Origin of the sequence: Bradyrhizobium sp. sGM-13 (assembly GCF_018398875.1) — a bacterium.
In the GTDB taxonomy this organism is placed as follows: domain Bacteria; phylum Pseudomonadota; class Alphaproteobacteria; order Rhizobiales; family Xanthobacteraceae; genus Bradyrhizobium.
Genome location: NZ_JAGWDK010000003.1, coordinates 321,954 through 347,755, shown reverse-complemented (window position 1 = coordinate 347,755; position 25,802 = coordinate 321,954). Strand labels below are relative to the sequence as shown.

General features: G+C 62.7%; 25 protein-coding genes and 1 pseudogene. 12 read left to right on the top strand and 14 right to left on the bottom strand.

The features are described from left to right. Positions 1–13: 13 nt before the first annotated feature. The gene (gene egtB, locus KJQ96_RS06305) at positions 14–1,252 is read right to left on the bottom strand and encodes an ergothioneine biosynthesis protein EgtB (protein WP_213285804.1); all 1,239 of its coding nucleotides are present in this window, start codon (positions 1,250–1,252) and stop codon (positions 14–16) included. A gap of 302 nt (positions 1,253–1,554) precedes the next feature. On the opposite strand from egtB, the gene grxD reads away from it, so the two are divergent. The 4 genes from grxD to KJQ96_RS06285 are packed head-to-tail and all read left to right on the top strand — an operon-like array spanning position 1,555 to position 5,055. Then, a complete protein-coding gene (grxD, locus tag KJQ96_RS06300) occupies positions 1,555–1,893 on the top strand; it encodes a Grx4 family monothiol glutaredoxin (protein ID WP_213285803.1) in 339 nt (112 codons plus the stop codon). Further along, positions 1,890–2,444 (top strand): O-acetyl-ADP-ribose deacetylase, encoded by a 555-nt coding sequence (locus KJQ96_RS06295; RefSeq protein WP_213285873.1) that lies wholly within the window; start codon positions 1,890–1,892, stop codon positions 2,442–2,444. Before grxD ends, KJQ96_RS06295 begins: the two co-directional genes overlap by 4 nt. A 42-nt stretch (positions 2,445–2,486) precedes the next feature. Beyond that, positions 2,487–3,770 carry a serine hydrolase gene (locus KJQ96_RS06290; protein WP_213285802.1) on the top strand — a complete coding sequence of 428 codons (1,284 nt, stop codon included), beginning with the start codon at positions 2,487–2,489 and terminating at the stop codon, positions 3,768–3,770. Then, positions 3,751–5,055, top strand: coding sequence for a serine hydrolase (locus tag KJQ96_RS06285; RefSeq protein WP_213285801.1), 1,305 nt, complete (start codon positions 3,751–3,753; stop codon positions 5,053–5,055). Before KJQ96_RS06290 ends, KJQ96_RS06285 begins: the two co-directional genes overlap by 20 nt. Before the next feature lie 11 nt (positions 5,056–5,066). On the opposite strand, the gene KJQ96_RS06280 is transcribed toward KJQ96_RS06285, so the two are convergent. Next, positions 5,067–6,548: a GH1 family beta-glucosidase gene (locus KJQ96_RS06280; protein WP_213285800.1), complete on the bottom strand. Its 1,482-nt coding sequence runs from the start codon at positions 6,546–6,548 to the stop codon at positions 5,067–5,069. A 235-nt stretch (positions 6,549–6,783) separates the two neighbouring features. Between KJQ96_RS06280 and KJQ96_RS06275 the strand changes: the two genes are divergently transcribed. Next, positions 6,784–8,340, top strand: a complete 1,557-nt coding sequence (locus tag KJQ96_RS06275) for a glycosyl hydrolase family 17 protein (protein WP_309142372.1) — start codon at positions 6,784–6,786, stop codon at positions 8,338–8,340. A gap of 25 nt (positions 8,341–8,365) precedes the next feature. On the opposite strand, the gene KJQ96_RS06270 is transcribed toward KJQ96_RS06275, so the two are convergent. From KJQ96_RS06270 to KJQ96_RS06250, 5 genes are all read right to left on the bottom strand, one after another. Beyond that, positions 8,366–9,433, bottom strand: coding sequence for a low specificity L-threonine aldolase (locus KJQ96_RS06270; protein ID WP_213285799.1), 1,068 nt, complete (start codon positions 9,431–9,433; stop codon positions 8,366–8,368). 41 nt (positions 9,434–9,474) lie between these two features. Beyond that, the gene (locus tag KJQ96_RS06265; protein WP_213285798.1) at positions 9,475–10,620 is read right to left on the bottom strand and encodes an alpha-hydroxy acid oxidase; all 1,146 of its coding nucleotides are present in this window, start codon (positions 10,618–10,620) and stop codon (positions 9,475–9,477) included. A 115-nt stretch (positions 10,621–10,735) separates the two neighbouring features. Continuing rightward, on the bottom strand, positions 10,736–11,353 hold the full coding sequence (rpsD, locus tag KJQ96_RS06260) for a 30S ribosomal protein S4 (protein WP_028349968.1): 618 nt from the start codon (positions 11,351–11,353) through the stop codon (positions 10,736–10,738). 337 nt (positions 11,354–11,690) lie between these two features. Then, a complete protein-coding gene (locus KJQ96_RS06255) occupies positions 11,691–12,470 on the bottom strand; it encodes an acyltransferase (protein ID WP_213285797.1) in 780 nt (259 codons plus the stop codon). 201 nt (positions 12,471–12,671) lie between these two features. Continuing rightward, entirely contained in the window at positions 12,672–13,451 is a 780-nt protein-coding gene (locus KJQ96_RS06250; protein ID WP_375293143.1) for an HpcH/HpaI aldolase/citrate lyase family protein, read from the bottom strand. A 227-nt stretch (positions 13,452–13,678) separates the two neighbouring features. On the opposite strand from KJQ96_RS06250, the gene KJQ96_RS06245 reads away from it, so the two are divergent. After that, positions 13,679–14,428, top strand: coding sequence for a ThuA domain-containing protein (locus tag KJQ96_RS06245; protein WP_213285795.1), 750 nt, complete (start codon positions 13,679–13,681; stop codon positions 14,426–14,428). 23 nt (positions 14,429–14,451) lie between these two features. On the opposite strand, the gene KJQ96_RS06240 is transcribed toward KJQ96_RS06245, so the two are convergent. Beyond that, positions 14,452–15,348, bottom strand: a complete 897-nt coding sequence (locus KJQ96_RS06240) for a LysR family transcriptional regulator (RefSeq protein ID WP_213285871.1) — start codon at positions 15,346–15,348, stop codon at positions 14,452–14,454. A 212-nt stretch (positions 15,349–15,560) separates the two neighbouring features. Between KJQ96_RS06240 and KJQ96_RS06235 the strand changes: the two genes are divergently transcribed. Continuing rightward, positions 15,561–16,724, top strand: a complete 1,164-nt coding sequence (locus KJQ96_RS06235; protein ID WP_213285794.1) for a mandelate racemase/muconate lactonizing enzyme family protein — start codon at positions 15,561–15,563, stop codon at positions 16,722–16,724. Between the two features lie 27 nt (positions 16,725–16,751). Here KJQ96_RS06235 and KJQ96_RS40115 read toward each other — a convergent pair. Further along, positions 16,752–16,929: pseudogene (locus KJQ96_RS40115) on the bottom strand (glutamate racemase); the annotation flags it as partial. A 76-nt stretch (positions 16,930–17,005) separates the two neighbouring features. On the opposite strand from KJQ96_RS40115, the gene KJQ96_RS06230 reads away from it, so the two are divergent. Next, entirely contained in the window at positions 17,006–17,476 is a 471-nt protein-coding gene (locus tag KJQ96_RS06230; RefSeq protein WP_213285793.1) for a heme-binding protein, read from the top strand. A 110-nt stretch (positions 17,477–17,586) separates the two neighbouring features. On the opposite strand, the gene murI is transcribed toward KJQ96_RS06230, so the two are convergent. The 4 genes from murI to KJQ96_RS06210 all read right to left on the bottom strand — a co-directional run bounded on the left by murI (position 17,587) and on the right by KJQ96_RS06210 (position 22,086). After that, complete coding sequence (murI, locus tag KJQ96_RS06225; protein ID WP_213285792.1) at positions 17,587–18,375, bottom strand: glutamate racemase; 789 nt, start codon at positions 18,373–18,375, stop codon at positions 17,587–17,589. 211 nt (positions 18,376–18,586) lie between these two features. Then, complete coding sequence (gene purB, locus KJQ96_RS06220; RefSeq protein ID WP_213285791.1) at positions 18,587–19,894, bottom strand: adenylosuccinate lyase; 1,308 nt, start codon at positions 19,892–19,894, stop codon at positions 18,587–18,589. A 168-nt stretch (positions 19,895–20,062) separates the two neighbouring features. Beyond that, positions 20,063–20,716: a response regulator transcription factor gene (locus KJQ96_RS06215; RefSeq protein ID WP_057843744.1), complete on the bottom strand. Its 654-nt coding sequence runs from the start codon at positions 20,714–20,716 to the stop codon at positions 20,063–20,065. Next, on the bottom strand, positions 20,716–22,086 hold the full coding sequence (locus KJQ96_RS06210; protein ID WP_213285790.1) for a histidine kinase: 1,371 nt from the start codon (positions 22,084–22,086) through the stop codon (positions 20,716–20,718). The genes KJQ96_RS06215 and KJQ96_RS06210 overlap by 1 nt, the downstream gene beginning before the upstream one ends. Before the next feature lie 204 nt (positions 22,087–22,290). Between KJQ96_RS06210 and KJQ96_RS06205 the strand changes: the two genes are divergently transcribed. The 4 genes from KJQ96_RS06205 (at position 22,291) to KJQ96_RS06190 (ending at position 25,277) form a co-directional block, all read left to right on the top strand. Then, positions 22,291–23,058, top strand: a complete 768-nt coding sequence (locus KJQ96_RS06205) for a MotA/TolQ/ExbB proton channel family protein (protein WP_213285789.1) — start codon at positions 22,291–22,293, stop codon at positions 23,056–23,058. Then, positions 23,055–23,729: a hypothetical protein gene (locus tag KJQ96_RS06200; protein ID WP_213285788.1), complete on the top strand. Its 675-nt coding sequence runs from the start codon at positions 23,055–23,057 to the stop codon at positions 23,727–23,729. Before KJQ96_RS06205 ends, KJQ96_RS06200 begins: the two co-directional genes overlap by 4 nt. Continuing rightward, complete coding sequence (locus KJQ96_RS06195; RefSeq protein WP_213285787.1) at positions 23,722–24,330, top strand: hypothetical protein; 609 nt, start codon at positions 23,722–23,724, stop codon at positions 24,328–24,330. The genes KJQ96_RS06200 and KJQ96_RS06195 overlap by 8 nt, the downstream gene beginning before the upstream one ends. Before the next feature lie 350 nt (positions 24,331–24,680). Continuing rightward, positions 24,681–25,277 (top strand): TetR family transcriptional regulator, encoded by a 597-nt coding sequence (locus KJQ96_RS06190; RefSeq protein WP_213285786.1) that lies wholly within the window; start codon positions 24,681–24,683, stop codon positions 25,275–25,277. Between the two features lie 157 nt (positions 25,278–25,434). On the opposite strand, the gene KJQ96_RS06185 is transcribed toward KJQ96_RS06190, so the two are convergent. After that, positions 25,435–25,689, bottom strand: coding sequence for a hypothetical protein (locus tag KJQ96_RS06185; RefSeq protein WP_057843738.1), 255 nt, complete (start codon positions 25,687–25,689; stop codon positions 25,435–25,437). Positions 25,690–25,802 lie beyond the last annotated feature (113 nt).

Below are 25,802 nucleotides of genomic sequence, written 5' to 3'. Positions count from 1 at the left end.
ATGATCGAAAATGTCAGGCGTAATCGGCGAGGCGTAACCCCGTGAATTGCCAGCGGTGGTGCGGGTAGAAGAAGTTGCGGTAGGTGATACGGCTGTGGCCGGCCGGAGTTGCAAGCGAGGAGCCGCGCAGCACGAGCTGATTGACCATGAACTTGCCGTTGTATTCCCCGAGCGCCCCCTCGATGGCACGGTAGCCGGGGTAGGGGGAGTAGGAGCTGCGGGTCCACTGCCAGACGATGCCGAAGGCATCGCTGAGCTGGCCGGCGCGGGCGGCGACCTCCCATTCCATTTCGGTCGGCAGATGGCGGCCCGCCCAGCGGGCGAACGCATCCGCCTCGTAATAGCTGACATGGCAGACCGGGGCATCCGGATCGATCGGCTGTAACCCGCCGAGCGTCATGATCCGCCACTCGCCGTCGACCTGGCGCCAGTGGCCGGGGGCCTGCCAGCCCTCGTTGGTCGCCGTGGCGAAGCCGTCCATCAGCCACAGCGTGGCCGTGCCGTAGCCGCCGTCCTGCATGAAGGCGAGCCATTCCGCATTGGTCACGAGGTTGCGGGCGAGCCTCACCGGGCCGACCAGGGCGCGGTGCGCGGGCTTTTCATTGTCGAAATGGAAGCTGTCGTCGCTGTGGCCAACGGTGTGGATGCCCTCGTTGAGGGTGGTCCACTCCTCTGCCGAACGGTGCGATGTCGGGAAGTGCCAGGATGGATCGTAGGCCGGCGGGATCGGGTTCTGGGCAAAGGCGTGCAGGATGTCGGTCAGCATCAATTCCTGATGCTGCTGCTCGTGATTGAGGCCGACCTCCACCAGCGGGACCAGTTTTGTGAGGCGCTCTTCGCCGGCGGTCTGGAAGAATTTGACCACGGCGGCATCGACATGCCGGCGATAGGCGGTGATCTCGTCGGCGCTCGGGCGTGTCAGATGGCCGCGCTGGTGACGGGCGTGCCGCGGTCCGGCGCTGACATAATAGGAATTGAATAGAAACGCATAATCAGGGTGGAAGGGCTGGTAACCTTCGCAGTGCTCGCCGAGCAGGAATTGCTCGAAGAACCAGGTGGTATGGGCGCGGTGCCATTTGGCCGGGCTGGCGTCCGGCATCGACTGGATGAGCTGGTCCTCGGGGCTCAACGGAGCGGCCCGGCGCTCGGTCTCGCCGCGGACGGCCAGATAGGCCTCCACCAAATTCTGGGCGAGGGTGCCGGAATCCGAGAAAAGTGACGGGGCAGGGACGGCGAGTGCTGGTTTCGTCACAGGTGTCTCCGGTGAGAGGAGAGAACGTTAGTCTGGCAAACTGGTTCCTGACGGGCAGTCCGTCCTAGATAGGAGTTCCGGTGCGGGAAAAAAGCCTGCCCGCGCTATGACATTAATGCCGTCAGACTATGGGCTGCCGTCGCCCGGGCGCCTGGAGCCGACCCCGCGCATGCCAGCTCTTCGCCATTTTACTTTGGATGCACAAAGGTTTGGGCTACATATATGGCAAGTATCCGGGTTACATGGACGAGCCGGCCGGTTACGCGACGCCGCAGCGGGCTGGGCCCCAAAAGGAAGCAAATATGAGCATCGAGCAATTCATCGACAACGAAGTGAAGTCGAACGACGTCGTGCTGTTCATGAAGGGCACGCCGCAGTTTCCGCAGTGCGGTTTCTCCGGCCAGGTGGTCCAGATCCTCGACCACATCGGCGTCGGCTACAAGGGGCTGAATGTCCTGGAATCCGCCGAGCTTCGCAACGGCATCAAGGAATATTCGAACTGGCCGACCATCCCGCAGCTCTACGTCAAGGGCGAGTTCGTCGGCGGCTGCGACATCATCCGCGAGATGTTCCAGGCCGGTGAATTGCAGCAGCTCTTTGCCGAGAAGGGCGTCACCGTCAGCGCGGCGGCTTCCGCCTGAGCGGCATCGCGCGTCAGGTCGGCCAGGCGCGGCTGGAAGTCATTGTTGCCGACATCACCACGCTCCGCGTTGACGCCATCGTCAACGCCGCGAACTCGTCCCTGCTCGGCGGGGGCGGGGTTGATGGCGCGATCCATCGGGCGGCCGGACCTGAACTGCTTGCCGAGTGCCGCACGCTGAACGGCTGCGCGACCGGCGACGCCAAGATCACCCGGGGATACCGGTTGCCGGCCAGGCACGTGATCCACGCCGTCGGGCCGGTTTGGCACGGCGGCAATGATGGGGAGGACGCGCTGCTCGCTTCCTGTTATCGGCGCTCCCTCGAACTCTGCCAGGCCAGCGGGCTCTCCTCTCTGGCCTTTCCTGCGATCTCCACGGGCGTCTATCGCTTCCCTGCCGACCGTGCGGCGGGCATCGCAGCCGCAACCGTCGTCGATGGACTGGTCGCGGCGCCTGCCGTGACAAGAGTTATCTTCTGCTGCTTCTCCCCCGATAGCGCTCGGTTGCATGAAGAGGCGCTGGCAGCCTTTGGCAGCCCTTGCGCCGACTGACGCCGCAGCTACACTCCTCTCCGAATTCTGGAGGGGGTTCCAATGAACTTGCGTCAAATGCTGCGCGGGCTTGCCTGCGGCGCGCTGATGCTGGCGGTTACGCCGCAAGTCCGCGCCGAAGGCACCTTCGACATTCCCGCCGGCGCGCGTTTCAACAAGGACAAGCTTACGAAGATCACCGAATTCTTCAAGAACGAGGTGGCGACCGGCAAGATCGCGGGCGCGAACGTCCTGATCCAGCAGCATGGCAAGCCGGTCTATCACGAAACCTTCGGCGTTCAGGACGTGGAGTCCAAGAAGCCAATCAATGACAAGACCATCTTCCGCCTATTCTCGATGACGAAAGCGATCACGTCGGTCGTGGCCATGCAATTGGTCGAGGACGGCACGATCAAGCTCGACGATCCTGTCTCAAAGTACATCCCGTCCTTCGCGAATGTGAAGGTCGGCGTCGAGAAGAAGAACGAGGATGGCACCAAGACGCTCGAGCTGGTGCCGCCAATCCGGCCGATGACCGTCCGCGACCTGATGGTGCATACGTCAGGGATCACCTACGGCTTCTACGGCGACACCCTGGTCCGCAAGGCCTATGCGGCCGCCAATATCTATGACGGAGATTTCGATCTGGCCGGGTTCGCCGAGCGGATCGCCAAACTGCCGCTGCACAACCAGCCGGGCGCGCTCTGGCAATACGGCCATTCCACCGACATCCTGGCGCGGGTGATGGAAGTCGCGTCCGGAAAATCCCTGTTCACGATCATGCGCGAAAGGCTGCTCGATCCGCTCGGCATGGTCGACACCGGCTTCTACATCACCGATCCGGAGAAGCAGCAGCGTATGGCGCTGCCGGTGCCGAACGACAGTAACTTCCGCGTCGGCCGCGACACCAACCCGACCAATGTCAAGAAGATCGAATTCGCCAGCGGCGGCATGTACTCGACGATGGCGGACTACCGCCGCTTTACGCAGATGCTGCTCAATGGCGGCACGTTCGAGGGCAAGACCTACCTGAAGCCCGAAACGTTCAAGCTGATGACGACCGACTATGTCGGCCCCGGGTCTGGGGTCGAGCGGGACTATTTCTATTTCCCCGGGGACGGCTTCGGAATGGGCCTCGGCCTTGCGGTGCGCACCGATCCGGGCAATGCCAAGCCGCCGCCGCCGGGATCGCTTGGCGAATTGAAATGGGATGGCGCCAGCGGCTGCTATTTCGTGGTCGACCGCAAGCAGGACATGTTCTTCGTGCTGCTCGAGCAGACGCCGACGGAACGCCAGCGCATCCAGCGGACGCTGAAGCAGTTGGTCTATGAAGCGCTGGAGAACTGACGGCACGGCAGGGCGTTGCATTGCTGCGGCGGCGCTTGTGGTTTCCCTGGTCGGCGGCCAACCGCAGGAGGCGCGGACCGAGCCGAAAGCGCCGGCCGCGCCAACTTTTTCGCGAGTGGCCCTTGACCGGATTGGTGACTACGTTCGCAGCGAGGTCACGGCCGGCAAGATTCCCGGTGCGGTGCTTCTGATCCAGCAGCACGGCAAACCAGTCTATCTTGAATGTTTCGGCGTGCGGGATCCTGCGTCCAGCCAGCCGATGACGCCGGATACCATTTTTCAGATCTATTCGATGTCGAAGGCCGTCACCTCGGTCGCCGCGATGATGCTGGTCGACGACGGGAAGCTGGCCCTCGACGATCCCGTGTCCAAATACATTCGTGCCTTTGCGGATGCGAAAGTCGGTGTCGATCTTTCCGATGAAGCAGGACAGTACCCGCTCAAGCTCGAGCCGCTGAAGCGCCCGATCACAATCAGGGATCTGCTGCGGCACACGTCCGGGATCACTTACGGTTTCTTCGGCGAAACCGCAGTGCAAAAGCTCTATGCCAATCCGCGATTATACGCCGGCGACTTCGACAACGCCGAATTCGCTGACCGCATCGCGACGCTGCCGCTCGCCGATCAGCCGGCAACGCGTTGGAACTACAGCCATTCGACCGACGTGCTCGGCCGTGTCGTCGAGGTGGTCTCAGGGCAGACGCTGTTTCAATTCGAGAAGCAGAGACTGTTCGATCCGCTAGGCATGTCCGAGACCGCATACTATGTCGCAGACCAACCGAAGTGGCCGCGCATCGCCCAACCATTTCCGGTCGATCGCTTTCGGGTGGCCGGAATCGGAGACCCGACAGTGCCGCGGCGGTGGGAATCCGGTGGCGCGGGTTTGGTCTCGACGGCCGCCGACTACGCCCGATTCCTGCAAATGCTGCTGAACGGCGGCGAACTGGACGGCAAGCGGTACCTCAAGCCCGAGACAGTCGCGCTGATGACCTCGGATCAGATCGGTCCGGAAACCAGGATCATTCACGATCCCTTTTATTTTCCGGGACCGTCCAGCGGCTTCGGTCTTGGCTTTGCCGTGCGCACCTCACCGCCGCCAAACACGACATGGCCGCTCGGCGAATACCGATGGGATGGCGCAGGCGGAAGTTTCTATTTTGTCGATCCGCAGGACGACTTGCTCGTTGTCTTCATGGTGCAGGCTCCGACGCAGGGTGGGCGAATTCAACTGGCACTGAAGACGATCATGTATGAGGCGCTCGGCAAGGGCCTGCGCAAGGATTGACTATCCCCGGACTAGACTACCGCATTTCGTGCGATCGTCTCGCGATAGAACGATGCGCTCAGCTTGGGCGTACGACGCTTGGTATTGAAGTCGACGTGGTAGATGCCGAAGCGCTGCTCATAGCCGTCAGACCATTCGAAATTATCCATCAGGCTCCAAAGGAAGTATCCGAGCACGGGCACGCCCTCGGATGTCGCGCGCTGCAACTGCGTGAGATAATTGCGCAGATACATGATGCGGTCGACGTCGTAGATGGTCCCGTCCGGCGCCGGCTGATCGCTCCCTGACGTTCCGTTCTCGGTGATATAGATCGACTTCACGTTCCACAGTTTTGCGACGTGACGCGGCACCCAGTAGATGGCCTCGGGGCCGGGCCTGAGCCAGCTCGCTTTCATGTGCGGAAATGAGGCGGGAAACGGCGCAAGCGTGAAGCCGCGCTCGTTGTCGGCGGCAACGACATAATGGTCCGGCATATAGACGTTCAGCCCGACGAAATCGATCGGGGATGAAATGACGCGCAGATCGTCGGCGGTGAATTTCGGCGCGTCTTGGCCGGACCGCGCCAGATACGCGTCGGTATATTTTCCTTCGAGCATCACGGTCAGGTAGCCCGCGTTGAGCTCGCGCGTCGCCATCTCGGCGGCGCGGATGTTGGCTGATGTTTCGATGGCGGGGATGCAGCTCACGGCATTCTCCGCCGGACCGACCTTCGTTCCGGCACGCCCATGGGCACGGATGGCCTGAACGGCGAGGCCATGTCCCAGCGCAACATGGTGACGAACCTGGTTCAGTCCTGACTGAGGCAGTTTGAGGCCGGGCGCGTCGGCACCAAGGCCGTGGCCGAGATGAACGAGCCTGGAGCACTCGTTGATCGTGAAGAAATACTTCACGCGATCACTCAAGCGGGCAGTGGCATGGGCGGCGTAGTCCGCGAATGCCTTCGAGGTGTCGCGCGAAGTCCAGCCGCCAAAGCGATCCTGCAGCGCCTGCGGCAGGTCCCAATGATACAGCGTCGCAAATGGCTCGATGCCGTTGGCCAACAATTCGTCGACAAGGCGGTGATAGAAATCGAGGCCCTTTGGGTTTGCCGGTCCGGTCCCATCCGGAAAGACGCGCGGCCATGCGATCGAGAATCGATAGGCTTTTGCGCCCAGCGACTTCATGATCTCGATATCTTGCTTGTAGAGACGATAGTGGTCGGTCGCGGTGTCGCCATTGCTGCGGTCGGAAATGGTGCCGGGCGTGTGGGCAAAGCGGTCCCAGATCGACGGCCCGCGGCCGTCTTCGTTGACCGCGCCCTCGACCTGATAGGCCGAGGTCGCCGTGCCCCACAGAAAGCCGCCCGGAAAATTCGACGAGGGTCGCTGATTCTGTATTCCGGCCGCTTGATTCGATTGCGCCGTGCTGGACTTTGCTGACAGCATCGACAAGCCAAACGCCGACCAGCCTGCAAGTCTGCCAAACTGTCGCCGGGAAAATCTCTTGAATGCCATCAGTTTACTCGTCAGGCGCGATCAATTTTGCGCAAACAAAACTCACTTTTGAACGGCTCAATATCGCCGTTTCCGTACTCTCGCGCAATTGTACAGATGGTGTGACCAGCGGGTCGACATGCCTGCCGCGCACGGCTAAACAGGCTCATCCATTCGTCCTATTAGGGGAGCAGGACCAATCGGCTTTCGAACGCCGCTGGCGCTTTTATTTCTATCGCTCGGCATCGTTGTCGCGGTGTGGTGGTGGCTGGCCGCGCCGGTAGCGCTGACGCGTGCGCCGATCGATGATGCATCGAAGCTGGAATGCGTTTCCTACGCGCCGTTCCGCAACGATCAAACGCCGCACGATCCGACGCTCATCGTCAAGCCGGAGCAGATCGCGGAGGATCTGCAGGAGCTTGCCAAGGTCTCCAAATGCATCCGCACCTATTCCATCGACAACGGGCTGGACAAGGTGCCCGAGCTTGCGTCCAGGGTCGGATTGAAGGTTCTGCTTGGCGTGTGGATCGGGCGTGATCGCGCGAAGAACGCGCAACTCGCCGACATTGCGGTCTCGTTGGTCAAGGATCATCCCGGCACGGTCGCAGCGCTCATCGTCGGCAGCGAAGTGCTGCTGCGCGGCGACATGACGGTCGGCGACCTTCGTCAAACGATCCAGTCGGTCAAGCCGCGCGTGGACATTCCGGTGACCTATGCCGATGTCTGGGAATTCTGGCTGCGCTACCGCGAGGTAGGCGCCGATGTCGATTTCGTTACCGCCCATTTCCTGCCCTATTGGGAGGACATTCCCCCGCGCGCCGAGGATGCAGCCGCGCATGTGGATGAGATACGCAAGCAAGTGGCGGCAGCCTTTCCCGGCAAGGAGATTTTGATCGGTGAGACCGGTTGGCCAAGCCACGGGCGGATGCGCGACGGCGCGCTGGCGTCCCGCGTCAACCAGGCACGTTTCATTTCCGAGATTCTCGAGCGGGCACGGCGCGACAATTTTCGCGTCAATTTGTTCGAGGCCTATGACGAGCCGTGGAAGCGGCGCTGGGAAGGAACGGTGGGGGGCTATTGGGGACTGTTCGACGGGGCCGAACGCAAGCTGAAATATCCGGCCGGCGTGGCCATCAGCAATTACCCGTTCTGGAAGCTGCAGATGGCAGGCGGGCTGCTGCTTTGCCTCTGTGTATTCGCAGTTGCCGGGTTCACGCGGAAGCGCCAGCAGGCCGCGGCGCCGTTGGCATCGTGGGCCGCGGTCGCCGCATCCGCGACCGCTGGCGGGATCTTGCTGGGCATCAGCATCGACAAGATGCTCCAGGAAAGCTACGGCCTCGGCGGCTGGCTAGTTCAGGGTTTTCTGCTGACGGCGGCAGTGACAGCGCCGCTGCTGGCCACCTACGCGCTGATGTCGGGGCGGGAGCTTCCGGCGTTTCTTGAAGTGTTGGGGCCGCGCAAGGGCCTGACCCCTTTGTTCATGAGCAACATACTGGGCGTGACCCTGATCGTGACGACGCTCATCGCCGCGCAGACCGCGCTCAGCCTGATATTCGACGCGCGCTGGCGCGATTTCCCGTTCGCCGCCCTGACCATGGCCGTGGTGCCGTTCTGGACGTTGGCGTTTCTCAACGGTTCGAAATCCGGCGAGCGGCCGCTCTCTGAGGCCGTGTTTGCCGGACTCTTCGCCTTGGCGGCGGTCTATATCGTCTTCAACGAAGGCTTCCAGAACTGGCAGGCCATGTGGACGGGCGCAGTGTATCTGCTGCTCGGCAGCGTGCTGTGGCGGGCGCGCACATCAGCCGTTGCCTAAGTTTACGGCCTCGGGCTGACGCTTCTCACGCGCCGCGTACGATCTCGCGCACCAGCCCGACCGTCTCCTCGATCATCGCAGCACTGACGTCGAGATGCGTGCAGGCGCGAATGCGACCGTCCATCATCGCGAGCAGCACGCCGCGTTTGCGCAAGGCTTCGACCATTTTGTCGCCCGCGATGCCGGCTCTATCAGGCTTGAAGAACACCAGGTTGGTCTCAGGCTCTTGCACCTCGATGCCGTCGATCTGCGACAGCCCCCGCGCCAGCGCGCGGGCATTGGCGTGATCGTCGGCGAGGCGGTCGACGTGATGGTCGAGCGCATAGACGCAGGCCGCGGCACAAATGCCGGCCTGCCGCATCGAGCCGCCGAGGCGCTGCTTCCAGCGCCAGACGTCGTCGATGAAGGTGCGCGACCCCGCAATCACGCCGCCGATCGGCGCGCCGAGGCCCTTGGAGAAATCGATCCAGGCCGAATCCCAGCCCGCGGCCATGTCGCGCGCCGATATTTTTGTGGCGACGCAAGCGTTCAACAGCCGCGCGCCATCCATATGGGTGATCAGCCCATGCGCCTTGGCGATCTCGACGATTTCATCCAGCGCCGCCTTCTTCCAGATCGTGCCGCCGCCGATATTGGCGGTTTGCTCGACGCTGACGACGGTCTGCGGCGGCTGGTAGCGCGAGCGCGGGTGCAGCGCGGCGCGGAACGTTTCGGGCGTGAATTGCCCGTCATCGCCCGGCAGCGGCATGATCTGGAATCCGCCGAGCGCGGCGTGTGCGCCGCCTTCGCGGGCAATGATATGCGCGGTGGCATGGGCCAGAATTTCATCGCCCGGCCGGCAATGGGCGAGGGTGGCAGAGACGTTGCACATAGTGCCTGACGGCATGAACACGGCGGCTTCCTTGCCGAGCAGGTCAGCCACGCGCTCGCACAGCAGATTCACCGTCGGGTCGTCGCCGATCTGCTCGTCGCCGACTTCCGCCCGCGCCATCGCCTCGCGCATCGCGGGCGTCGGTCGCGTCTGGGTGTCCGACAACAGGTTGATGCGGATGGGATCGGCCTTGGGATCGCGCGGGGCAGGGGTGTAGTGCATGGCAGTTTCTCGTCTCTTTTGACTTGATGGCGGGACAGAAATTATCTGAACCGCAGATTTTCGCGAGAGAGCTGATTGATCGCAGTGCATCCCATCAGCTTCATTCCCCGCTCGAGTTCCGACCGCATCAGGTCGAGAGCCCGCTCGACGCCAGCCTGGCCGGCCGCCGCGAGAGGATAAAGGTAATAGCGTCCAACGCCTACAGCCTTGGCTCCAAGCGACAACGCCTTCAAGACATGGGTGCCCCGCTGAATTCCGCCGTCCATGATCACGTCAATTCGATCGCCGACGGCATCCACGATTTCGGCCAATTGGTCGAATGGCGCGCGTGAACCGTCCAATTGCCGGCCGCCATGATTGGACAATACGATGCCGGTGCAACCGATCTCGACGGCGCGCCTGGCGTCCGCCACTGACATGACGCCCTTCAGGCAGAATTGCCCGTTCCATAGCCGGACCATTTCAGCCACATCGTCCCAGTTCATCGAAGGATCCAGCATCTCGGTGAAATATTTGGAGATCGACAGCGCGCCGCTGCCCATGTCGACGTGCTGGTCCAGTTGCGGAAGCTTAAACCGCTCATGCGTGAGATAATTGATGCCCCAGGCCGGCTTGATCCCGAACTGGTACATCCCGGCAAGGGTCAGCCGAAATGGAATCGAAAAGCCGGTGCGCTTGTCGCGCTCGCGGTTGCCGCCCGTGATGCTGTCGACGGTGAGCATCATCACCTGGACGCCGGCTTCTTTCGCACGTTGCATCATCGCGCGGTTGAGACTGCGATCCCGGTGATAGTAGAATTGATAGACCTGCGGCGTGTCGTGCGCCTTGCGCAGTTCCTCGAGGCTTACCGTGCCGAGCGACGATACGCCGAACATCGTGCCGTACTTCGCCGCAGCGGCGGCGACGGCGCGTTCGCCGGTATGGTGGAATAGGCGTTGCAGTGCGGTCGGAGAGCAATAGATCGGCATCGCGAGCTTCTGGCCCAGCACCGTCACCGACATATCGATGTGCTCGACGCCGCGCAGCACATTGGGTACCAGGTCACAGCGCTCGAAACTTGCGGTGTTCCGGCGATGGGTCACCTCGTCGTCAGCCGCGCCATCGATGTAATCGAAGATAGGGCCGGGCAGCCGTCGTCGGGCCAGCCTGCGGAAGTCATGAAAGTTGTGGCAGTCGCGCAAGCGCATGTTGATCCCGCTTGGTTCAAGCCCACGGCGAGGCTCGGCGTAGAGAACGCCATACTCGCATACAAAAAGGCCCCGGCAAAACCGGGGCCTTTGATATCTCGTAACTGAAAACCGATCAGCGCGAATAGAATTCGACGATCAGATGCGGCTCCATCTGCACTGCGAACGGCACGTCCGACAGGGCGGGGATGCGGGTGAACTTCGCCGTCATCTTGGAGTGATCGGTCTCGATGAAGTCGGGCACATCGCGCTCGCCGAGCTGGCTTGCTTCCAGAACGGGAGTGAGCTGCTTGGAGGATTCCTTGACCTCGACGACGTCGCCGGGCTTGAGCTTGTAGCTCGGAATATTGACCCGGCGGCCGTTCACCTTGATGTGGCCGTGGTTGATGAATTGGCGCGCGGCGAACATCGTGGCGACGAACTTGGCGCGATAGACCACGGTGTCGAGACGGCGCTCCAAGAGGCCGATCAGGTTCTCACCGGTGTCGCCCTTCATCCGGCCGGCCTCGACATAGATGCCGTGGAACTGACGCTCGGAAATGTTGGCGTAGTAACCTTTAAGCTTCTGCTTGGCGCGGAGCTGGACGCCGAAGTCGGACAGCTTGCCCTTGCGGCGCTGGCCGTGCTGGCCGGGGCCGTATTCCCGGCGGTTCACGGGGCTCTTCGGGCGGCCCCAGATATTCTGACCCATACGGCGATCGATCTTGTATTTCGCCTCACTGCGCTTTGTCATCGCGTCCTCTGCATAGAGTTTGAGTGTTGAGGAAACGCGCCCTCCTGTGCACCGGGGTTGCCGGGGCCGACAGGTCCGCCTCGAAAGCTCGGGGAGGACCACGGGTCGCGAAACGCATCGCGGGCCGAAACCGGCCCGCGAGCAAGCGGGTTCTTAGGGAGAAACCGCCGTTCTGTCAACGAAAAGAGCCTCCGAGACCTCCGTCATTCCGGGGCGCGAAGCGAACTATGGGGCGCTCTTGCGCCCCTGAGAATCTCGAGATTCCCCGGTGTGCAATTGCACACCTGAGGTCTGGTCCTTCGGACCATCCCGGAATGACAGCCCACAGAAGACGCCGTCAAGTCGCGACCGCGCGGACCGGTTTGGGCTCGGTTTGCTGCCGGTTGGCCCGCAATTCGGCTGATATTTCGCCGTTCAGTACCTGTTCCAGCCGATTCAATGCCTTGGCCATCGGGGCGGCATCGGTAATCCGGTGATCCCAGCGCAAGACGACATCGACGGTCTGGTCGGGCTTTTCAACCCCATAGCTCAGGACAAAGGGTCCGGGGCTGATGGCATGGAGCTGGCCTGCGCCGTAGGCGGCCACCGAGGTGACCCCAAAACTACCGAAATAATTGGCCCGCTGGCGGCCGAAATTCAGCCCGACCGCCCAGAACAGCCGTCGCAATGGCAGCGGCAGCCGCGTGGTTCGCAGGATCTTCCGGAACGCCGGCACCTCGTCGATCGGCGCCACCTTGGCGTGCCGGATCAGGGCGTCAACCTCGGCAAGCGGCATTTCGTCGGGCGCGGCGACCTTCTGCGGCAGCACGCAATCCTGGCCGTCCTCGATCCGGGCGATCGCCACCATCGCGACGCTGCGCGGCAGTTCGTAGAAGGCCGGCATCGGCCATTTGACGTAGAGGGTGCGCAGGATCGGTTGTTCCTTGGCCACCAGCGCGAACGCCTTGACGAAAATCGCAGCCCAGCCCGGCCGCTGGGCGGCCTGCGCGCGGGCTTCCTGCAGGGCTCGAATATTGAGGGGACGCGAGAGCGAAACAAAGGGCACGCCGTTCGAGGCGTGCATGAGGTCGGCGACCAAACGGCGCGGTAGTGTGATTTTTCGAACCGTTCCGCGCATCGCTCCGCCCGCGTTTCCGCAAAAGATCAATCAAAAAGCCGGCAGGCCGCCTGGCAACCTGCCAGCACCTCATCTAGCACGAACAAGGCGCTTTGACGCCATGAGGTTCGTATCCGGATCGCCCGGGTTTGCCGGCGCCGCGGCCCCCGAGGAACCCGGTAAACCCCGAGAGCTTTGAAGGGCTTGCCGCCGTCTCGGCACCTATCGCTTGATCCCTTCAAAGGTTGCCGCGATGCCGCGCTGGAACAGCGACCAGTCGAAGCCGAGCGCCAGCGCGACGTAGCCGCGGTCGATCAACTTGTTGGCTTGCTCGGCCGTGCGCGCGACGCCGCCGATTGGTACGCCACTTCTGAGGATGCCTTCCTCGGCGCGCTTCATCAGCGCCACCACCTCGGGATCATCGGGCAGGCCGCGCTTGTTGATGGAGGTGGCGAGGTCGCCGGGGCCGATCACGGCGACATCGATGCCCGGCGTCGCCATGATCTCGTCAATGCGCTCGACCGCTTCGACATGTTCGATGGTGACCATGCAGATCATGTCGTCGTCCGCAGTCGCCATGTAATCCGCCATCGACACGCCCCAGCGGAACGGCGCATGGAACGGGCCCCATAGCCGGTCGCCGTTCGGTGGATAGCGCACGCTACGCACGGCTTTTTCGGCCTCAGTGCGGCTGCAGATCATCGGAAAATTGATTCCGAGCGCGCCAAGGTCCATCGGCGCTTTCGCCAGCCACGGCTCGTTGGCGGCAATCCGCACCATTGGCACGCAGGGCGTGCCAGAAGTCGCCGTGATCATCGCATGCGCCGAACCGAGATCGATCGGGCCGTGCTCGAGATCGACGATGATAAAATCGATCCCGGAACGCGCCATGATCTGCACCGTCTGGATCGAGGGAATGGTCGCGATCGCGCCGAAAGTCGGGCGTCCCTCCCGCCATGCCTGGCGGAGGCGGTTGAGCGGCGCAGGTTTTGCGGAGGTCAAGCGGAAACTCCCTGCTGAAAATGACCGAGGCATCGTTCGGCGAGGGGACCATAAGATCAAATTCACGACTGATCGAGCCAGATTGTTTTGAGCCGTGCCATGAATTCAAGCGCCGCAGGCGCAACGCAATGCTGCCCCAAGGACAGAGAGACTAAAGAGCCAGCGCTGGGCTTACCTGTGCTAATCTTCTTGCAGCACATGATTGCCTAGGTTTCGGGGAGCGGATTGTGAGGCGACGTGAGTTCATCGCGCTCCTTGGCGGCGCGGCGGCTGCTCGACCACTCGGCGCGCATGCGCAGCGCTCGCCAGCGCGCATCCTCTATTTCACGTACTCTGCCGGCTACCGGCATGATGTCATAGCGCTTTCCAAGGCGATCCTGACGCAGCTTGGGAGCAATTCGGGTGGCTTTGAAGTCACTGCAACGGAAGACACATCTGAATTTTCCACCGAGAACCTCAAGAGCTACGCCGCGGTCATGTTCTACACAACCGGAGAGCTTCCGATGAACGACGCGCAAAAGACAGCTCTTCTTGACTTTGTGCTCGCGGGCGGCGGGTTCCTCGGTGTTCATTCGGCGACGGACACATTCTACACATGGCCGGACTATCTCGATCTGATCGGCGGCTACTTCAATGGTCATCCCTGGCATCAGGCCGTGAAAATCGAGGTGGTTGATCCCAGCGATCCTCTGGTGGCGTTTCTCGGGAATTCATTGCAAATCGAGGACGAGATCTACCAAATCAGCGACTTCGACTACCGTGGATCAAGCGTGCTCCTGCGCCTCGACCCAAGCTCGGTGGACCTCGGCAAGGCCGGCGTGCATCAACGTTTCTATGGTTGGCCTCTCGCATGGACCCGCCTCTACGGCGAGGGACGCGTATTCTATACGGCGCTGGGCCACGAGCCGTCAGTCTGGCAGGACTCCCGCTACCAGCGGCTCCTCACTAACGCCATCCTCTGGTCTATGCGAAGGTAACGAGAGAGTATCGACACAGCTGCCTATTGGGCTAACGCATGCCACAATTCGTCTGCTGCGTGATTCCGACAGTCGGGCGATCTGAATAATCTGATCTCTATCGGTATATCGAACTGCGGTGGACCGGCGCCAACGAGCCGTCCCTGTTCCAGATCGTGTTTTGCCAATGTTCGTGGAAGCCACGCGACCCCATGGCCTTCGCGCGCCATTGTCATGAGCGTTGCGGCGAGATGTGAGGTAAAGCCGGCCTCCATTTGCGCGATCGCATCCCGGCTCATCTGATGGGCGGAGAGGATTCGGCCAAGTCCGGAGGCATGACTATAAGCGAGGAGGCGTATCGGTCGAGCCGATGTGTCGGAGAGCGGCCATGCAGGCCGCCCGCCGGAGTCGGGCGCACAGAGGGGAACCAGACAATCATCGCCGACCCGCACGCTCTGGAAGCGGTCGGGTTCGAAACGCGTCGGCGCCTCTGGATGATAGTGACACAGCAGGAAATGCACCTCTCCGCCGAGCATGATCTCTTCGCAAGCTTCCATGCTCTCCGAAACCAGGCTGAGGGTGCCGAGGGCCTCAAAGCGCAGGTGGTTCCGGATCCATTCGGGGAAAAACGTGAAGGAAAGCGCATGCGTAGCTGCGATGGACAGAGTGATCGTATTTCGCTCGCCCACCGATCGGGTATCGCGTCGCGCCCTTTCCAAACTACGGATCATGTCGGCGGCCAGCGGCTGAAAGTGCTGGCCGGCTGGCGTCAAGCTGGCGCCTTGAGCGCCCCGCACGAAAAGCGGGGTGCCGATCCAGTCCTCAAGTGCGCGTATGCGCCGGCTGAAAGCCGGCTGTGTCACGTTCCGCGCGTCGGCAGCACGCGAGAAGCCCTTCAGTTCCGCCAGCGCCAGAAAGTCCTTGAGCCAGTCGAGATCCATGTCGATGCAGTTTGCGCATAACGCGAACCGATCATGGCATTGGCCGATCCGCCCTGTCCAGAAGTACAGAAGTACCCATCGAAGCATCCCAATGATGGAGCTCTCGGGGCCTTTGCTGATGCGGCTGCGGCCAACAGGAGCGCCGCGTCGCTTCTCCCGCATCATTGAACATCCGAGGCGAAAGCCAGAAAACCGCGCCCAAGGAGAACATCATGCGCATCATCGACGTCTGTGAGATCACCAAGCCGATCTCGTCTCCCATCCGCAACGCCTATATCGATTTTTCGAAGATGACCGCGAGCCTCGTCGCTGTTGTGACTGACGTCGAACGCGATGGTCACAGGGTCATTGGCTACGGCTTCAACTCGAACGGCCGGTACGGCCAGGGCGGTCTCATCCGCGAGCGTTTTCGCAACCGCATTCTGGAAGCAGACCCCAAAAGCGTCCTCAACCAATCCGGTGATAATTTCGATCCGCACAAGCTCTGGGCGGTAATGATGAGCAACGAGAAGCCGGGCGGTCACGGCGAGCGTTCAGTTGCGGTCGGAACGCTCGACATGGCGATCTGGGACGCCACGGCCAAAATCGCGAGAAAACCGTTGTTCCGGTTGCTCGCTGAGCAAAAGGGGCGCGAGGCCAACCCTCGCGTCTTCGTCTACGCAGCCGGCGGCTACTACTACCCAGGCAAGGACGATGCCGCGCTGCGGACCGAAATGCGCGGATATCTCAATCGTGGCTACAATGTCGTAAAGATGAAGATCGGTGGCGCGCCCATTGACGAGGATCAGCGCCGCATCGAGGCGGTTCTGACGGAGATCGGCTCCGAGGCTCAACTGGCCGTCGACGCCAACGGTCGTTTCGACCTTCAGACCGGCATCGCTTATGCTAAAATGCTCCGCCAGTATCCGCTGTTCTGGTATGAGGAGGTCGGTGACCCCCTCGACTACGCCCTTCAGGCAGCGCTCTCGGAGTTCTATCCCGGCCCGATGGCTACCGGCGAGAACTTGTTCTCGCACCAGGATGCGCGCAATCTTCTGCGTTACGGTGGAATGCGCCCGGACCGTGATTGGCTGCAGTTCGACTGCGCCCTGTCTTACGGCTTGGTCGAATATCTGCGCACGCTCGACGTGCTGCATCAATTCGGTTGGTCGCCTTCCCGCTGCATTCCACACGGCGGCCATCAGATGTCGCTTAACATCGCGGCAGGGCTGGGGTTGGGCGGCAATGAGAGCTATCCTGACCTCTTCCAGCCGTACGGCGGCTTTCCGGACGGGGTGAAGGTCGAGAACGGTCACATCGTCATGCCCGAACTTCCCGGAATCGGATTCGAGGGCAAGTCGGACCTTATCAAGGTCATGCGCGATCTGGCTGAGTGAGCGTAACGCGATCAGCGACGACGTCAGCACGCGCCCGCCGAAAAATGGCATCAGCGCGCGGCTCAGCGTGTGCGGCCGCTTCGGCTCCGGCCTGGTCGCTTTGGCGGTCAGGCGACCCGAGCAGATCGGACACGCGCCGGGCAATGGTGCGGGCCGGATCGATCCAGTCCACCGGCCACGGCGCGAGCCTCGTCAGGCGATCAAGCGGACGATAAGGTCACATCGACGTTTTCATCCGCTCCGGTATAGTCCCCTGCACAATAAAACCCAGGGAGGAGACAATGATGAGGCCAATACTGGTCGCCGCTGCACTCGTCGCCCTTACCGTCGGTGCATCCGCTCAGGACAAGCGCCCTGACTACGGCACGCCGGTCAATGCCGCGGGCGCGAAGAAGATTGCAGCCGGCGTACTCGCCGAATGCCAGAAGAACGGATGGAACGTGGCTGTCGCTGTGGTCGATAATCACGGATTCCTGGTGTACTTCGAGCGCATGGACAACACGCAGACGGCCAGCATGGACATCGCCGTCGGTAAGGCGCGGTCCGCGGCGACCTATCGGCGCCCGACACGCGCTTTCATGGAGGCGATCAACAAAGGTGGGCCGGCCACGGCCACACTTCCCGGTGTCTTCGCCTCGCCGGGCGGATTGCCGATCATGATCGACGGCAAAGTCACTGGCGGCGTGGGAGTGAGTGGCGTCACCGGCGACCAGGACGAGCAATGCGCCAAGGCCGGCCTGGGAACGACATAAAAAACTTCATTCGGCGACAGCCGGCACGGTTCTGTTGCAGCCGTGCCGCGCCATGACTAACCACCAACACGCAGAAGCAATAGTTACGCGTCTGATGATCGGCTAACGATTTACGCCGGCACGCGGCCGCCAAAGAACGGCATCAGCGCCCGGCTCATCGTGTGCGGCCGCTGGGAGGTGAAGATCATCTCGGCCCCGGCCTCATTGCTTTCCCGGCCTGGCGATCCCAGTAGCTCGGACACGCGCCGGGCGATCGCGGGTGCCGGGTCGATCCAGTCGACCGGCCAGGGTGCGAGCTTGGTCAGGCGGTCGAGCAACAGCGGAAAGTGGGTGCAGGCCAGCACGACGGTGTCGGTGCGATACTCGCCACTGCCGACAAAGCAGGGGGCGAGCTCCGCCGCAATATCCTCGTCGCGGACGTCGTTTCCGCTGAGGGCGGCTTCGGCAAGGGAAGCGAGCTCTGCCGATCCCACCAGCGTCACTTCGCAGCCTTGCGCAAAATCATCGATCAGGCGCTTGGTGTATTCGCGCTTGACGGTGCCCTTGGTGCCGAGCACCGACACGCGTTTGGTCTTCGAACTGACGCAGGCCGGCTTGATCGCAGGCACGGTGCCGACGAACGGCACGCTGTAGGCGTTGCGCAGATGCGACATCACGAGCGTGGAAGCGGTGTTGCAGGCAATCACCACCAGGGCAGGGGCGTGGCGGGCGATCAGCTCGCCGACCAGCGGCACCACGCGGGCGATGATCTCTTCCTCGCTGTGATGGCCATAGGGAAAGAACGCGTCGTCGGCGACGTAGACGTAGTGCGCGTCGGGCCGGGCGCGGATGATCTCGCGCAGGACCGAGAGGCCGCCAAGGCCCGAATCGAAGATGAGGATTTTCGGCAGGGATGACACGCTGCGATCTTAGCCGATCTGTGGTTACCGTTAGGTTGCTTCGAGGGTGCCGGCGGGGTCATGCAGCTTGTCGACGGCGGTTACGACAATTTGGAACCATCTAAATCGGCTTGGCAAGGCCGGGAAACTGCTGGTTTGGCCACCCACGAGGTCCAGGGCGGGCCTGACGCCGGCCGGCGAAGGCGGCGCGCCCCGCGCGCCGGTCCAATAGTCAGCTCTCGCCGAACACGCGCTTGAAGATCGTATCGACGTGCTTGAAGTGATAGCCGAGGTCGAACTGCTCCTCGATTTCGGCATCGCTCAGGTGCTTCTTCACATCGGGGTCTTTCTTCAGCAGCGTCTGGAAGTCGCCTTCGCCGCGCCAGACCGGCATGGCGTTGCGCTGGACGTACTTGTAGGCGTCCTCGCGGCTGGCGCCCTTCTGCGTCAGTGCGATCAGCAGCCGCTGCGAATGCACCAGACCGCCGAGGCGGTCGAGGTTCTTCTGCATGTTGGCGGGATAGATCAGGAGCTTCTCGACCAGGCCGGCAAGCCGCATTAGCGCGAAGTCCAGCGTCACGGTGGCATCCGGCCCGATCATGCGCTCGGCCGAGGAGTGCGAGATGTCGCGCTCGTGCCAGAGCGCCACGTTTTCCATCGCCGGCATCGCATAGGCGCGCACCATGCGCGACAGGCCGGTCAGATTTTCCGACAGCACCGGGTTGCGCTTGTGCGGCATGGCCGACGAGCCCTTCTGGCCTTCGGAGAAGAACTCTTCGGCTTCCAGCACCTCGGTGCGCTGCAGATGGCGGATTTCGATGGCGAGCCGCTCGACCGAAGAGGCGATCACGCCAAGCGTCGCAAAATACATGGCGTGACGGTCGCGTGGGATCACTTGCGTGGAGATCGGCTCCGGCTCCAGCCCCATCGCCTTGGCGACATGCTCTTCCACGCGCGGATCGATCTGCGCAAAAGTGCCGACGGCGCCCGAAATCGCGCAGGTCGCGACTTCCTTGCGGGCGGCAACCAAGCGCTCGCGGGCACGGGAGAATTCCGCATAGGCGTAGGCCAGCTTGAGTCCGAACGTCACCGGCTCGGCGTGGATGCCATGGGAGCGCCCGATGGTCGGCGTCATCTTGTGCTCAAACGCGCGCTTCTTCAGCGCGGCCAGAACCTTGTCGAGGTCCAATATCAATAAGTCTGCGGCGCGGGTGAGCTGCACGTTGAGGCAGGTGTCGAGCACGTCGGAGGAGGTCATGCCCTGGTGGACGAAGCGGGCCTCCGGGCCGACGATTTCGGCCAGATGGGTCAGGAAGGCGATGACGTCGTGCTTGGTCTCGCGTTCGATCTCGTCGATCCGCGCCACGTCGAAGGTGGCATGCTTGGCCTTGGCCCAGATCGTCTTCGCCGCCTCCTTCGGGATCACGCCAAGTTCGGCCAGCGCATCAGCCGCATGCGCCTCGATCTCGAACCAGATCTTGAAACGCGTCTGCGGCTCCCAGATGGAGGCCATTTCCGGGCGGGTATAGCGGGGGATCATCGAAAACTCCGAAGCGGGCAGGCGAGGCGCGGGAGGCGACTCCCGGCCGATTTGTTTTTACGCCGTGCTTTAGCAAATCGTGCCGGGGGAGGCCACCCGTACCGGCGGCCGCGAGCGGGGAAAACCGGGCCTTTGCAAGGGCCTGGCCGGACGAAAACCGGGCCGCCGCTAAAGGCTGGCCAGCCCGCACTCCACGGCCAGGCGGACCAACTGCGCATCCGTCCGCATGCCGGTCTTGGTCTTGATGAGGTAATGGTAGTTCTGCACGGTCTTGATGCTGAGATTGAGATTCGAGGCGATCTGCTCGGTGGTCGCGCCGGCAGCCAACTGCCTGAGGATCTCGATTTCCCGCTCGCCCAGTTGATCGAGCACCGATCCCGAGGGGGAGAGGCTTTCCAGCGCCAGCACGTGGGCGATGTCGTCGCTCATCGCTTGTTCGCCGCGGACAAGCGAACGGATCGCCCGGATCAGCGCTGATGGGTCGGAGCCCTTCGTGACGTAGCCGTTCGCGCCGGCATTGAAGGCGGCCTTCACCTGCGCCGCCTCGCAATGCATGCTGAAGACGAGAATGCGGGTGTCGGATGAGCGGGCGCGAATGTTCCTGATCGCCTCGAGCCCGCTGGCGCCCGGCATCGATATGTCCATGACCACGACGTCAGGAGCGTGCGCCTTGAACGCGCGATAGGCGTCGGCGGCGTTGTCGGCCTCGGCCACCACCTGGAAATCGTCCTGGTGCTCCAGTACGCGCCGATAGCCTTGCCGGACCACGGGATGGTCGTCGACGAGCAGGATCGAAATGCCTTTGGTCTGCGACGCGGTCATCAGGCTGCAAGCGGGATCGTGGCGGCCACGCTCACCCCGCGGTTCGCGTCCGCGATCGACAGCGATCCGCCAAGCGCTGTGACCCTCTCGCGAATGCCGGTCAGGCCAAAGCCGGGAGAGCGGGCCAGTTTGGCCGCATCGCCCCCGCCGTCGTCCTCGACGTGGACCAGCAGCGCGTTTTCCACGCCGGTGCGCCGCTCGATCCGCAGCACGATCACCCGCGCCGAACTGTGCCGCAAGGAATTGGTCAGGCATTCCTGGGCGACCCGATAGGCGGTCGCAGCGACGGCGCCGCGGACGTCGGCGAGATCGCCCTTGAGATCGAGCTGGATCATCGGCTGCGTCGCATTCCGCGAGCGCCAGCTATCGACGAGATCGACAAGACAAACCTCAAGCCCGAGTTCCTCGGCGGGCGGATGGCGCAAGCGGTTCAACGTATCGCGCAGGCACGCCATGATGCGATGGGTGGCTTGCGAGATCATCCGCGCGTCCTGCGCGACCTCGCTTCTGTCCGTTTCCCGCGCGCTGGTTGCTTCGATCGTGTTGGCGAAAGCGAGGATCGCCGTCAGGTTCTGTCCGAATTCGTCATGCAGTTCACGAGCAAGCGCCCGCCGCTCGTCGCTGCGGATTTCGAGCAAGCGCCGGGTCAGCGCGGCGCGTTCCTCCATCGACTGCGCGAGGCGGTCGCCGAGATCGCGGACGGCCTGTCCGATCATGGCAAGTTCCATCGATCGGAAGCGGGGCAGCGACGTGCTGTATTGTCCGCGCGCCATTCGTTGCAGCGCGGCGACGATCTGCTGCGCCGGCGCAAGCGTATGCGCAATCGCAAGCGAGGCAAGCAGCGCGATCGCCACCGCCATCAGCAGGGCGACGTGGATGTTGTCGCGGATGTGCTGCCAAGCGAGTGCGATGGCGGCATTTGGATCGGCGGCGGCCGATACGCTGCCTGCGTTGGCCGCGCGAGTGCTAATCGGCCGGACGACCGCGGCGTGGTCCCCAAGCAGTGCCTGCACGGTGGCCGCGAACCAGCGCGGTGGAGCTTGCCCGATCCCCTTGCTCTGTCCGCAGAGCGGCTTCTCGAACGCGCCCGCCGGCTCGAGCCGAACGCAGATGCCCGGCGAGATCAGCCCCATCGTTTCGATGGTGCGCCATTCCGGCACCGGCAGCAGTTGCTCGCGCATCCTGTTGCTGCGCAACATCAATTCGCGCCAGTAGAGCGCTTCCAGCGCCACCGAGACACGCTCGGCGGAGGCGGCCGTGGCGCGATCGACGCTGCGATGCGCGTCGATCGTCGCCCAGATAGTCGCCGCTCCCAAACACAGGATGACCACGAGAAACAAGCGGGCGACGAGCTGAAGCACGAGGCGCATGCGATCACTCCCGAAGTTGCGGATAAGCGTAACAGCACCGCCAATCCGTGCCAATGCAGTGAGCTCTAAGTCGGGAAAATTTCCCAACCAACCGTGGGCATATGTCTTTGGACGCACCCGTGACCGCTGATCTATCAAAGCCAGGGACTATTTTCGCACGCGGCCTTTGGGCCGCGGCGTGCCATTCCAGGGAGCTGACGCAGTATGAGGGCAACGGCTGGCGCCGAGACCGCATCATCCGGCGCGGATACGTCGGAACGCAGCGTACTCCTGCTGTGGATGATTTTCACCGGGCTCTCGGTTTTCGCCGTGGTGCTCTTGTGGCGATACGGTCTGCTCCATCTGATGATCATTTCAGACCGCACTTACATTTCGAGCGTCATTGCCGTCCTCTATATCGTCACTTGCTTCCATTGCTTCTGGCGGACGCGCGCGATCGCGCGTGAAGGCGAGATCACGCGACGCTGCCGCGCGATCCTGTCGGTCCCGGGCGGCGCAAGGGGGCTGGACGAGGATGCGCGCGCCTTGCCGGGCGGGCTGGTGACGGATCACATCCGCAGCCTGGTACAGAAGGCCAGCGCACAGGCGGCCGGGCGCATCGACCAGACGCTGCTGCTCCGCTCGCTCGCCGACCGGCTGCGTGGCTCCAACGGATTTGGCGCGTTCGTGTCCGACACGCTGATGAAGCTCGGGCTGCTCGGCACCATCATCGGCTTCATCATCATGCTGGCGCCGATCGCCACCCTCGATGCGGCCGACAAGGTCGCGATGAAGTCATCGATGGGCCTGATGAGCGACGGCATGGCGGTGGCCATGTACACGACGCTAGCCGGCCTGATCGGCTCCATCCTGGTGAAGATCCAGTACTACATGCTGGATGCCGCGACCCAGCGGGTGTTTTCCGATGCCGTCATGCTGACCGAGACGCACGTCACCCCGGCCCTGGAAAGCCATCCGGGAACGCCGGCATGATGGACGATTTCGGTCTCTATCCGCGCGAGGAGGCCTTCGATCCGCTGGGCGTCATGCTGTTCAAGGCGCTTCAGGTGATTGCGTTCCTGTTCTTCCTGGCGCTGCTCGCAGTCTCGCCGGACGCGAAGGACGGCAAGATCGATTCCAAGGCCGAATTCATCATCACGATGGACTGGCCGGACAATCATCCCGACGATCTCGATCTGTTCGTGCAGGACCCCGCCGGCAACATCGCCTGGTATCGCCACCGCGAAGCCGGCTTCCTCACGCTCGATCGCGACGACCGCGGCGGCGCCAACAATTTCATCATCGTCAACGGCAAGAAGATTGCGTCGCCGATCAGGGAAGAGATCGTCACCGTGCGCGGCATCGTCGCCGGCGAATACACCGTCAACGTCTCGCACTTCCAGGCGACGACCGGCCAGCCCGTCGCGGTGAGCGTGAAAGTCCAAAAACTCAATCCGACCGCGCAGGTGATCTTCGACAACAAGCTGACGCTCGACCACACCGGCCAGGAAAAGACCGCGCTGCGCTTTTGGCTCGATGCCGAAGGCAAGGTGCTCGACGTTCAGCAACGGCATAAGTCGCTGATGGAGACGTTCCGCAACGTCCGTGCCAATGGCGCGGATCTCGATCCGAAAACCGGCGTCAGGATGCCGCGTCGTGAGTAGCCTGCAATCGGTCGTCCTCACGCTCTCTCTCAGTTACGCGCTGATTGGTGCGCTGTTGCTGATTGTCCTGGTCTATGCGCGCTTGCCCTGGCCGGCCAAGGCAGTCGCCGTGGTGATAACGAGCGCGTTCTACATCGCGAGCTTCATGGGCGTGCGCGGCCTGTTGGGGTGGGCCAGCATCGACAGGCTGCCCGCAAGCTTCAAGCTGTTGCACGCCCGGATCGTGGAGCCGCACTCGCTGGAAGGCGATCCGGGCTCGATCTACCTCTGGGTCGAAACGCTCGATGACGGCAACCGGCCGAGCGGTGTGCCAAGGGCCTTTCGCATTCCTTATAGCGAAACGCTCGCGCAGAAGACCGACAAGGCGGCCAGTGAGATCGCCGCTGGCCGCCCGCAAGGCGGTCGCGCCGCCGATTTTGGCGATGGCGGGGGCCGCCTGCTTGAGGCCGCCCGGGAGTACATCATGCCCACGGCGATCATCGATACGTCGGGAGGCGATCCCTCCACGGGCGGCGGACTGGCCGCGGCGCCCCGCGACGGCGACGGCATATCGTTTACGCCGCTGCTCCCGCCGCGGATGCCGCCCAAGGACGAGCAGTAGGCTTGGGGCGGGGGGCTCCGGAGGTCGGGCAATCACGGGTTATTGAATAACAGATATTGAAATCTGTCAGCGAGAGATGCTATATCCATTGCCGACGCCGGTATCGATCGGGCGTCACCCGGCTCGTTGGCCCTGAGCCGGGGACTTGCAAAGGACTACGCCAATGACTGCCCATCTCATTCATCTCACCGCCCAACTCCAGCGCTGGCTCAATCAGAGCGTCGCCCGCCATCTGGCCGCCCAGGCCGAGCGGCTGGAACCGGTGAAACATTAATCCGCCAAAGGATTTACAACGCGGATTGCAAGGGAATTAGAATGACCACCGGTCCCATCGTTTCGCAGGTGCGCGCATGAACGAAGTCGTGGTTTTGACCCCCGAACGAATCCTGGAGGTCACCGAGGACGTCTTGCGCCGCTACGGGCTCGCCAAGGCAACGGTGGTGGACGTCGCCCGCGCGCTGGATGTCAGCCACGGCAGCGTCTACCGTCATTTCCCCAGCAAGGCCTCCCTGCGCGAGGCGGTGGCCAAGCGCTGGCTCGACCGTCTCAGCGCGCCGCTCCTGAAGATCGCTGAAAGCTCCGGCCCGGCGCCGGCGCGGCTGGAGAAGTGGCTGCGCACGATGTTCTCGATCAAGCACAGGCGGCTCAGCGACGATCCTGAGATGTTTGCGACTTACCTGGCGCTGGCGCGCGAGGCCTGCAGATCCGTGAGCTGCCACAAGGACTGCCTGGTCGATCAGATTGCCCGGATCCTCTCCGAAGGCGTGAAGCAGGGTGAGTTCGAGATCGCGGACGTCAAGGTTTCGGCGCGTGCCATTTTCGATGCCACCAGCCGCTTCCACCATCCCGCGCATGCCGAGGAATGGAACGAGCCGGGTGCCCCGGCGCGGATCGATGCGCTACTGGCGCTTTTGCTCAAGGGCCTGGAAGCGCCGCGCAAGCACTGACGATCCTTCTGAAACCGAGCTGAGGCCAAGCCCCGGGGGCCGCGGTGTTCTGTCTTGGGATAGCAGCGGCCATGCCAAGATCAAATGCGGATTTCGCATGTTTAACCCATCTCGGTTATCGCTGGACCGCCCACTACGGAACAGGTCTTGAGCATACTCAGTCGCGGGTCATCGCGATCAACTTGAAGTCCTTGTCGAGCTTGACGTCGTATTGACCGTCCTTGCATTTGGCGTCGTCGACTTCAAAGTAGCCGCTGGCCTCGGTCTCCTTTTCCATCTTGCCGCCCGTGCAGCCAAGGACTTCCAAAGCAGCCTTGATCTTCTCGGCCTCTGCCGGTGTCACTGGGGTGTCAGCAAGCGCGAAGGTGCTGCTTACAAGTGCTACTGCGAACGCCGTCAAGAAGGGCTTCATCTGTGCATTCTCCAATCCAGCAGATGAACCAGCTTAAGCCAAGTCTGTTCCAACCGAAAGGCGTCAGGAGAGGCTGACCCATCACGCCATGGGCATCGCGGGCTAGAATTGAG

Bases quoted from the DNA above. Each gene is read 5' to 3' on its own strand.
- KJQ96_RS06200 (WP_213285788.1), top strand. From the start codon at position 23,055: ATGATGGACGATTTCGGTCTCTATCCGCGCGAGGAGGCCTTCGATCCG.
- KJQ96_RS06265 (WP_213285798.1), bottom strand. From the start codon at position 10,620: ATGCGCTTGCGCGACTGCCACAACTTTCATGACTTCCGCAGGCTGGCC.
- grxD (WP_213285803.1), top strand. From the start codon at position 1,555: ATGAGCATCGAGCAATTCATCGACAACGAAGTGAAGTCGAACGACGTC.
- KJQ96_RS06230 (WP_213285793.1), top strand. From the start codon at position 17,006: ATGATGAGGCCAATACTGGTCGCCGCTGCACTCGTCGCCCTTACCGTC.
- KJQ96_RS06185 (WP_057843738.1), bottom strand. From the start codon at position 25,689: ATGAAGCCCTTCTTGACGGCGTTCGCAGTAGCACTTGTAAGCAGCACC.
- KJQ96_RS06210 (WP_213285790.1), bottom strand. From the start codon at position 22,086: ATGCGCCTCGTGCTTCAGCTCGTCGCCCGCTTGTTTCTCGTGGTCATC.
- purB (WP_213285791.1), bottom strand. From the start codon at position 19,894: ATGATCCCCCGCTATACCCGCCCGGAAATGGCCTCCATCTGGGAGCCG.
- KJQ96_RS06280 (WP_213285800.1), bottom strand. From the start codon at position 6,548: ATGGCATTCAAGAGATTTTCCCGGCGACAGTTTGGCAGACTTGCAGGC.
- KJQ96_RS06285 (WP_213285801.1), top strand. From the start codon at position 3,751: ATGAAGCGCTGGAGAACTGACGGCACGGCAGGGCGTTGCATTGCTGCG.
- KJQ96_RS06205 (WP_213285789.1), top strand. From the start codon at position 22,291: ATGAGGGCAACGGCTGGCGCCGAGACCGCATCATCCGGCGCGGATACG.
- KJQ96_RS06190 (WP_213285786.1), top strand. From the start codon at position 24,681: ATGAACGAAGTCGTGGTTTTGACCCCCGAACGAATCCTGGAGGTCACC.
- KJQ96_RS06290 (WP_213285802.1), top strand. From the start codon at position 2,487: ATGAACTTGCGTCAAATGCTGCGCGGGCTTGCCTGCGGCGCGCTGATG.
- rpsD (WP_028349968.1), bottom strand. From the start codon at position 11,353: ATGACAAAGCGCAGTGAGGCGAAATACAAGATCGATCGCCGTATGGGT.
- KJQ96_RS06240 (WP_213285871.1), bottom strand. From the start codon at position 15,348: ATGGATCTCGACTGGCTCAAGGACTTTCTGGCGCTGGCGGAACTGAAG.
- KJQ96_RS06215 (WP_057843744.1), bottom strand. From the start codon at position 20,716: ATGACCGCGTCGCAGACCAAAGGCATTTCGATCCTGCTCGTCGACGAC.
- KJQ96_RS06235 (WP_213285794.1), top strand. From the start codon at position 15,561: ATGCGCATCATCGACGTCTGTGAGATCACCAAGCCGATCTCGTCTCCC.
- KJQ96_RS06270 (WP_213285799.1), bottom strand. From the start codon at position 9,433: ATGCACTACACCCCTGCCCCGCGCGATCCCAAGGCCGATCCCATCCGC.
- KJQ96_RS06255 (WP_213285797.1), bottom strand. From the start codon at position 12,470: ATGCGCGGAACGGTTCGAAAAATCACACTACCGCGCCGTTTGGTCGCC.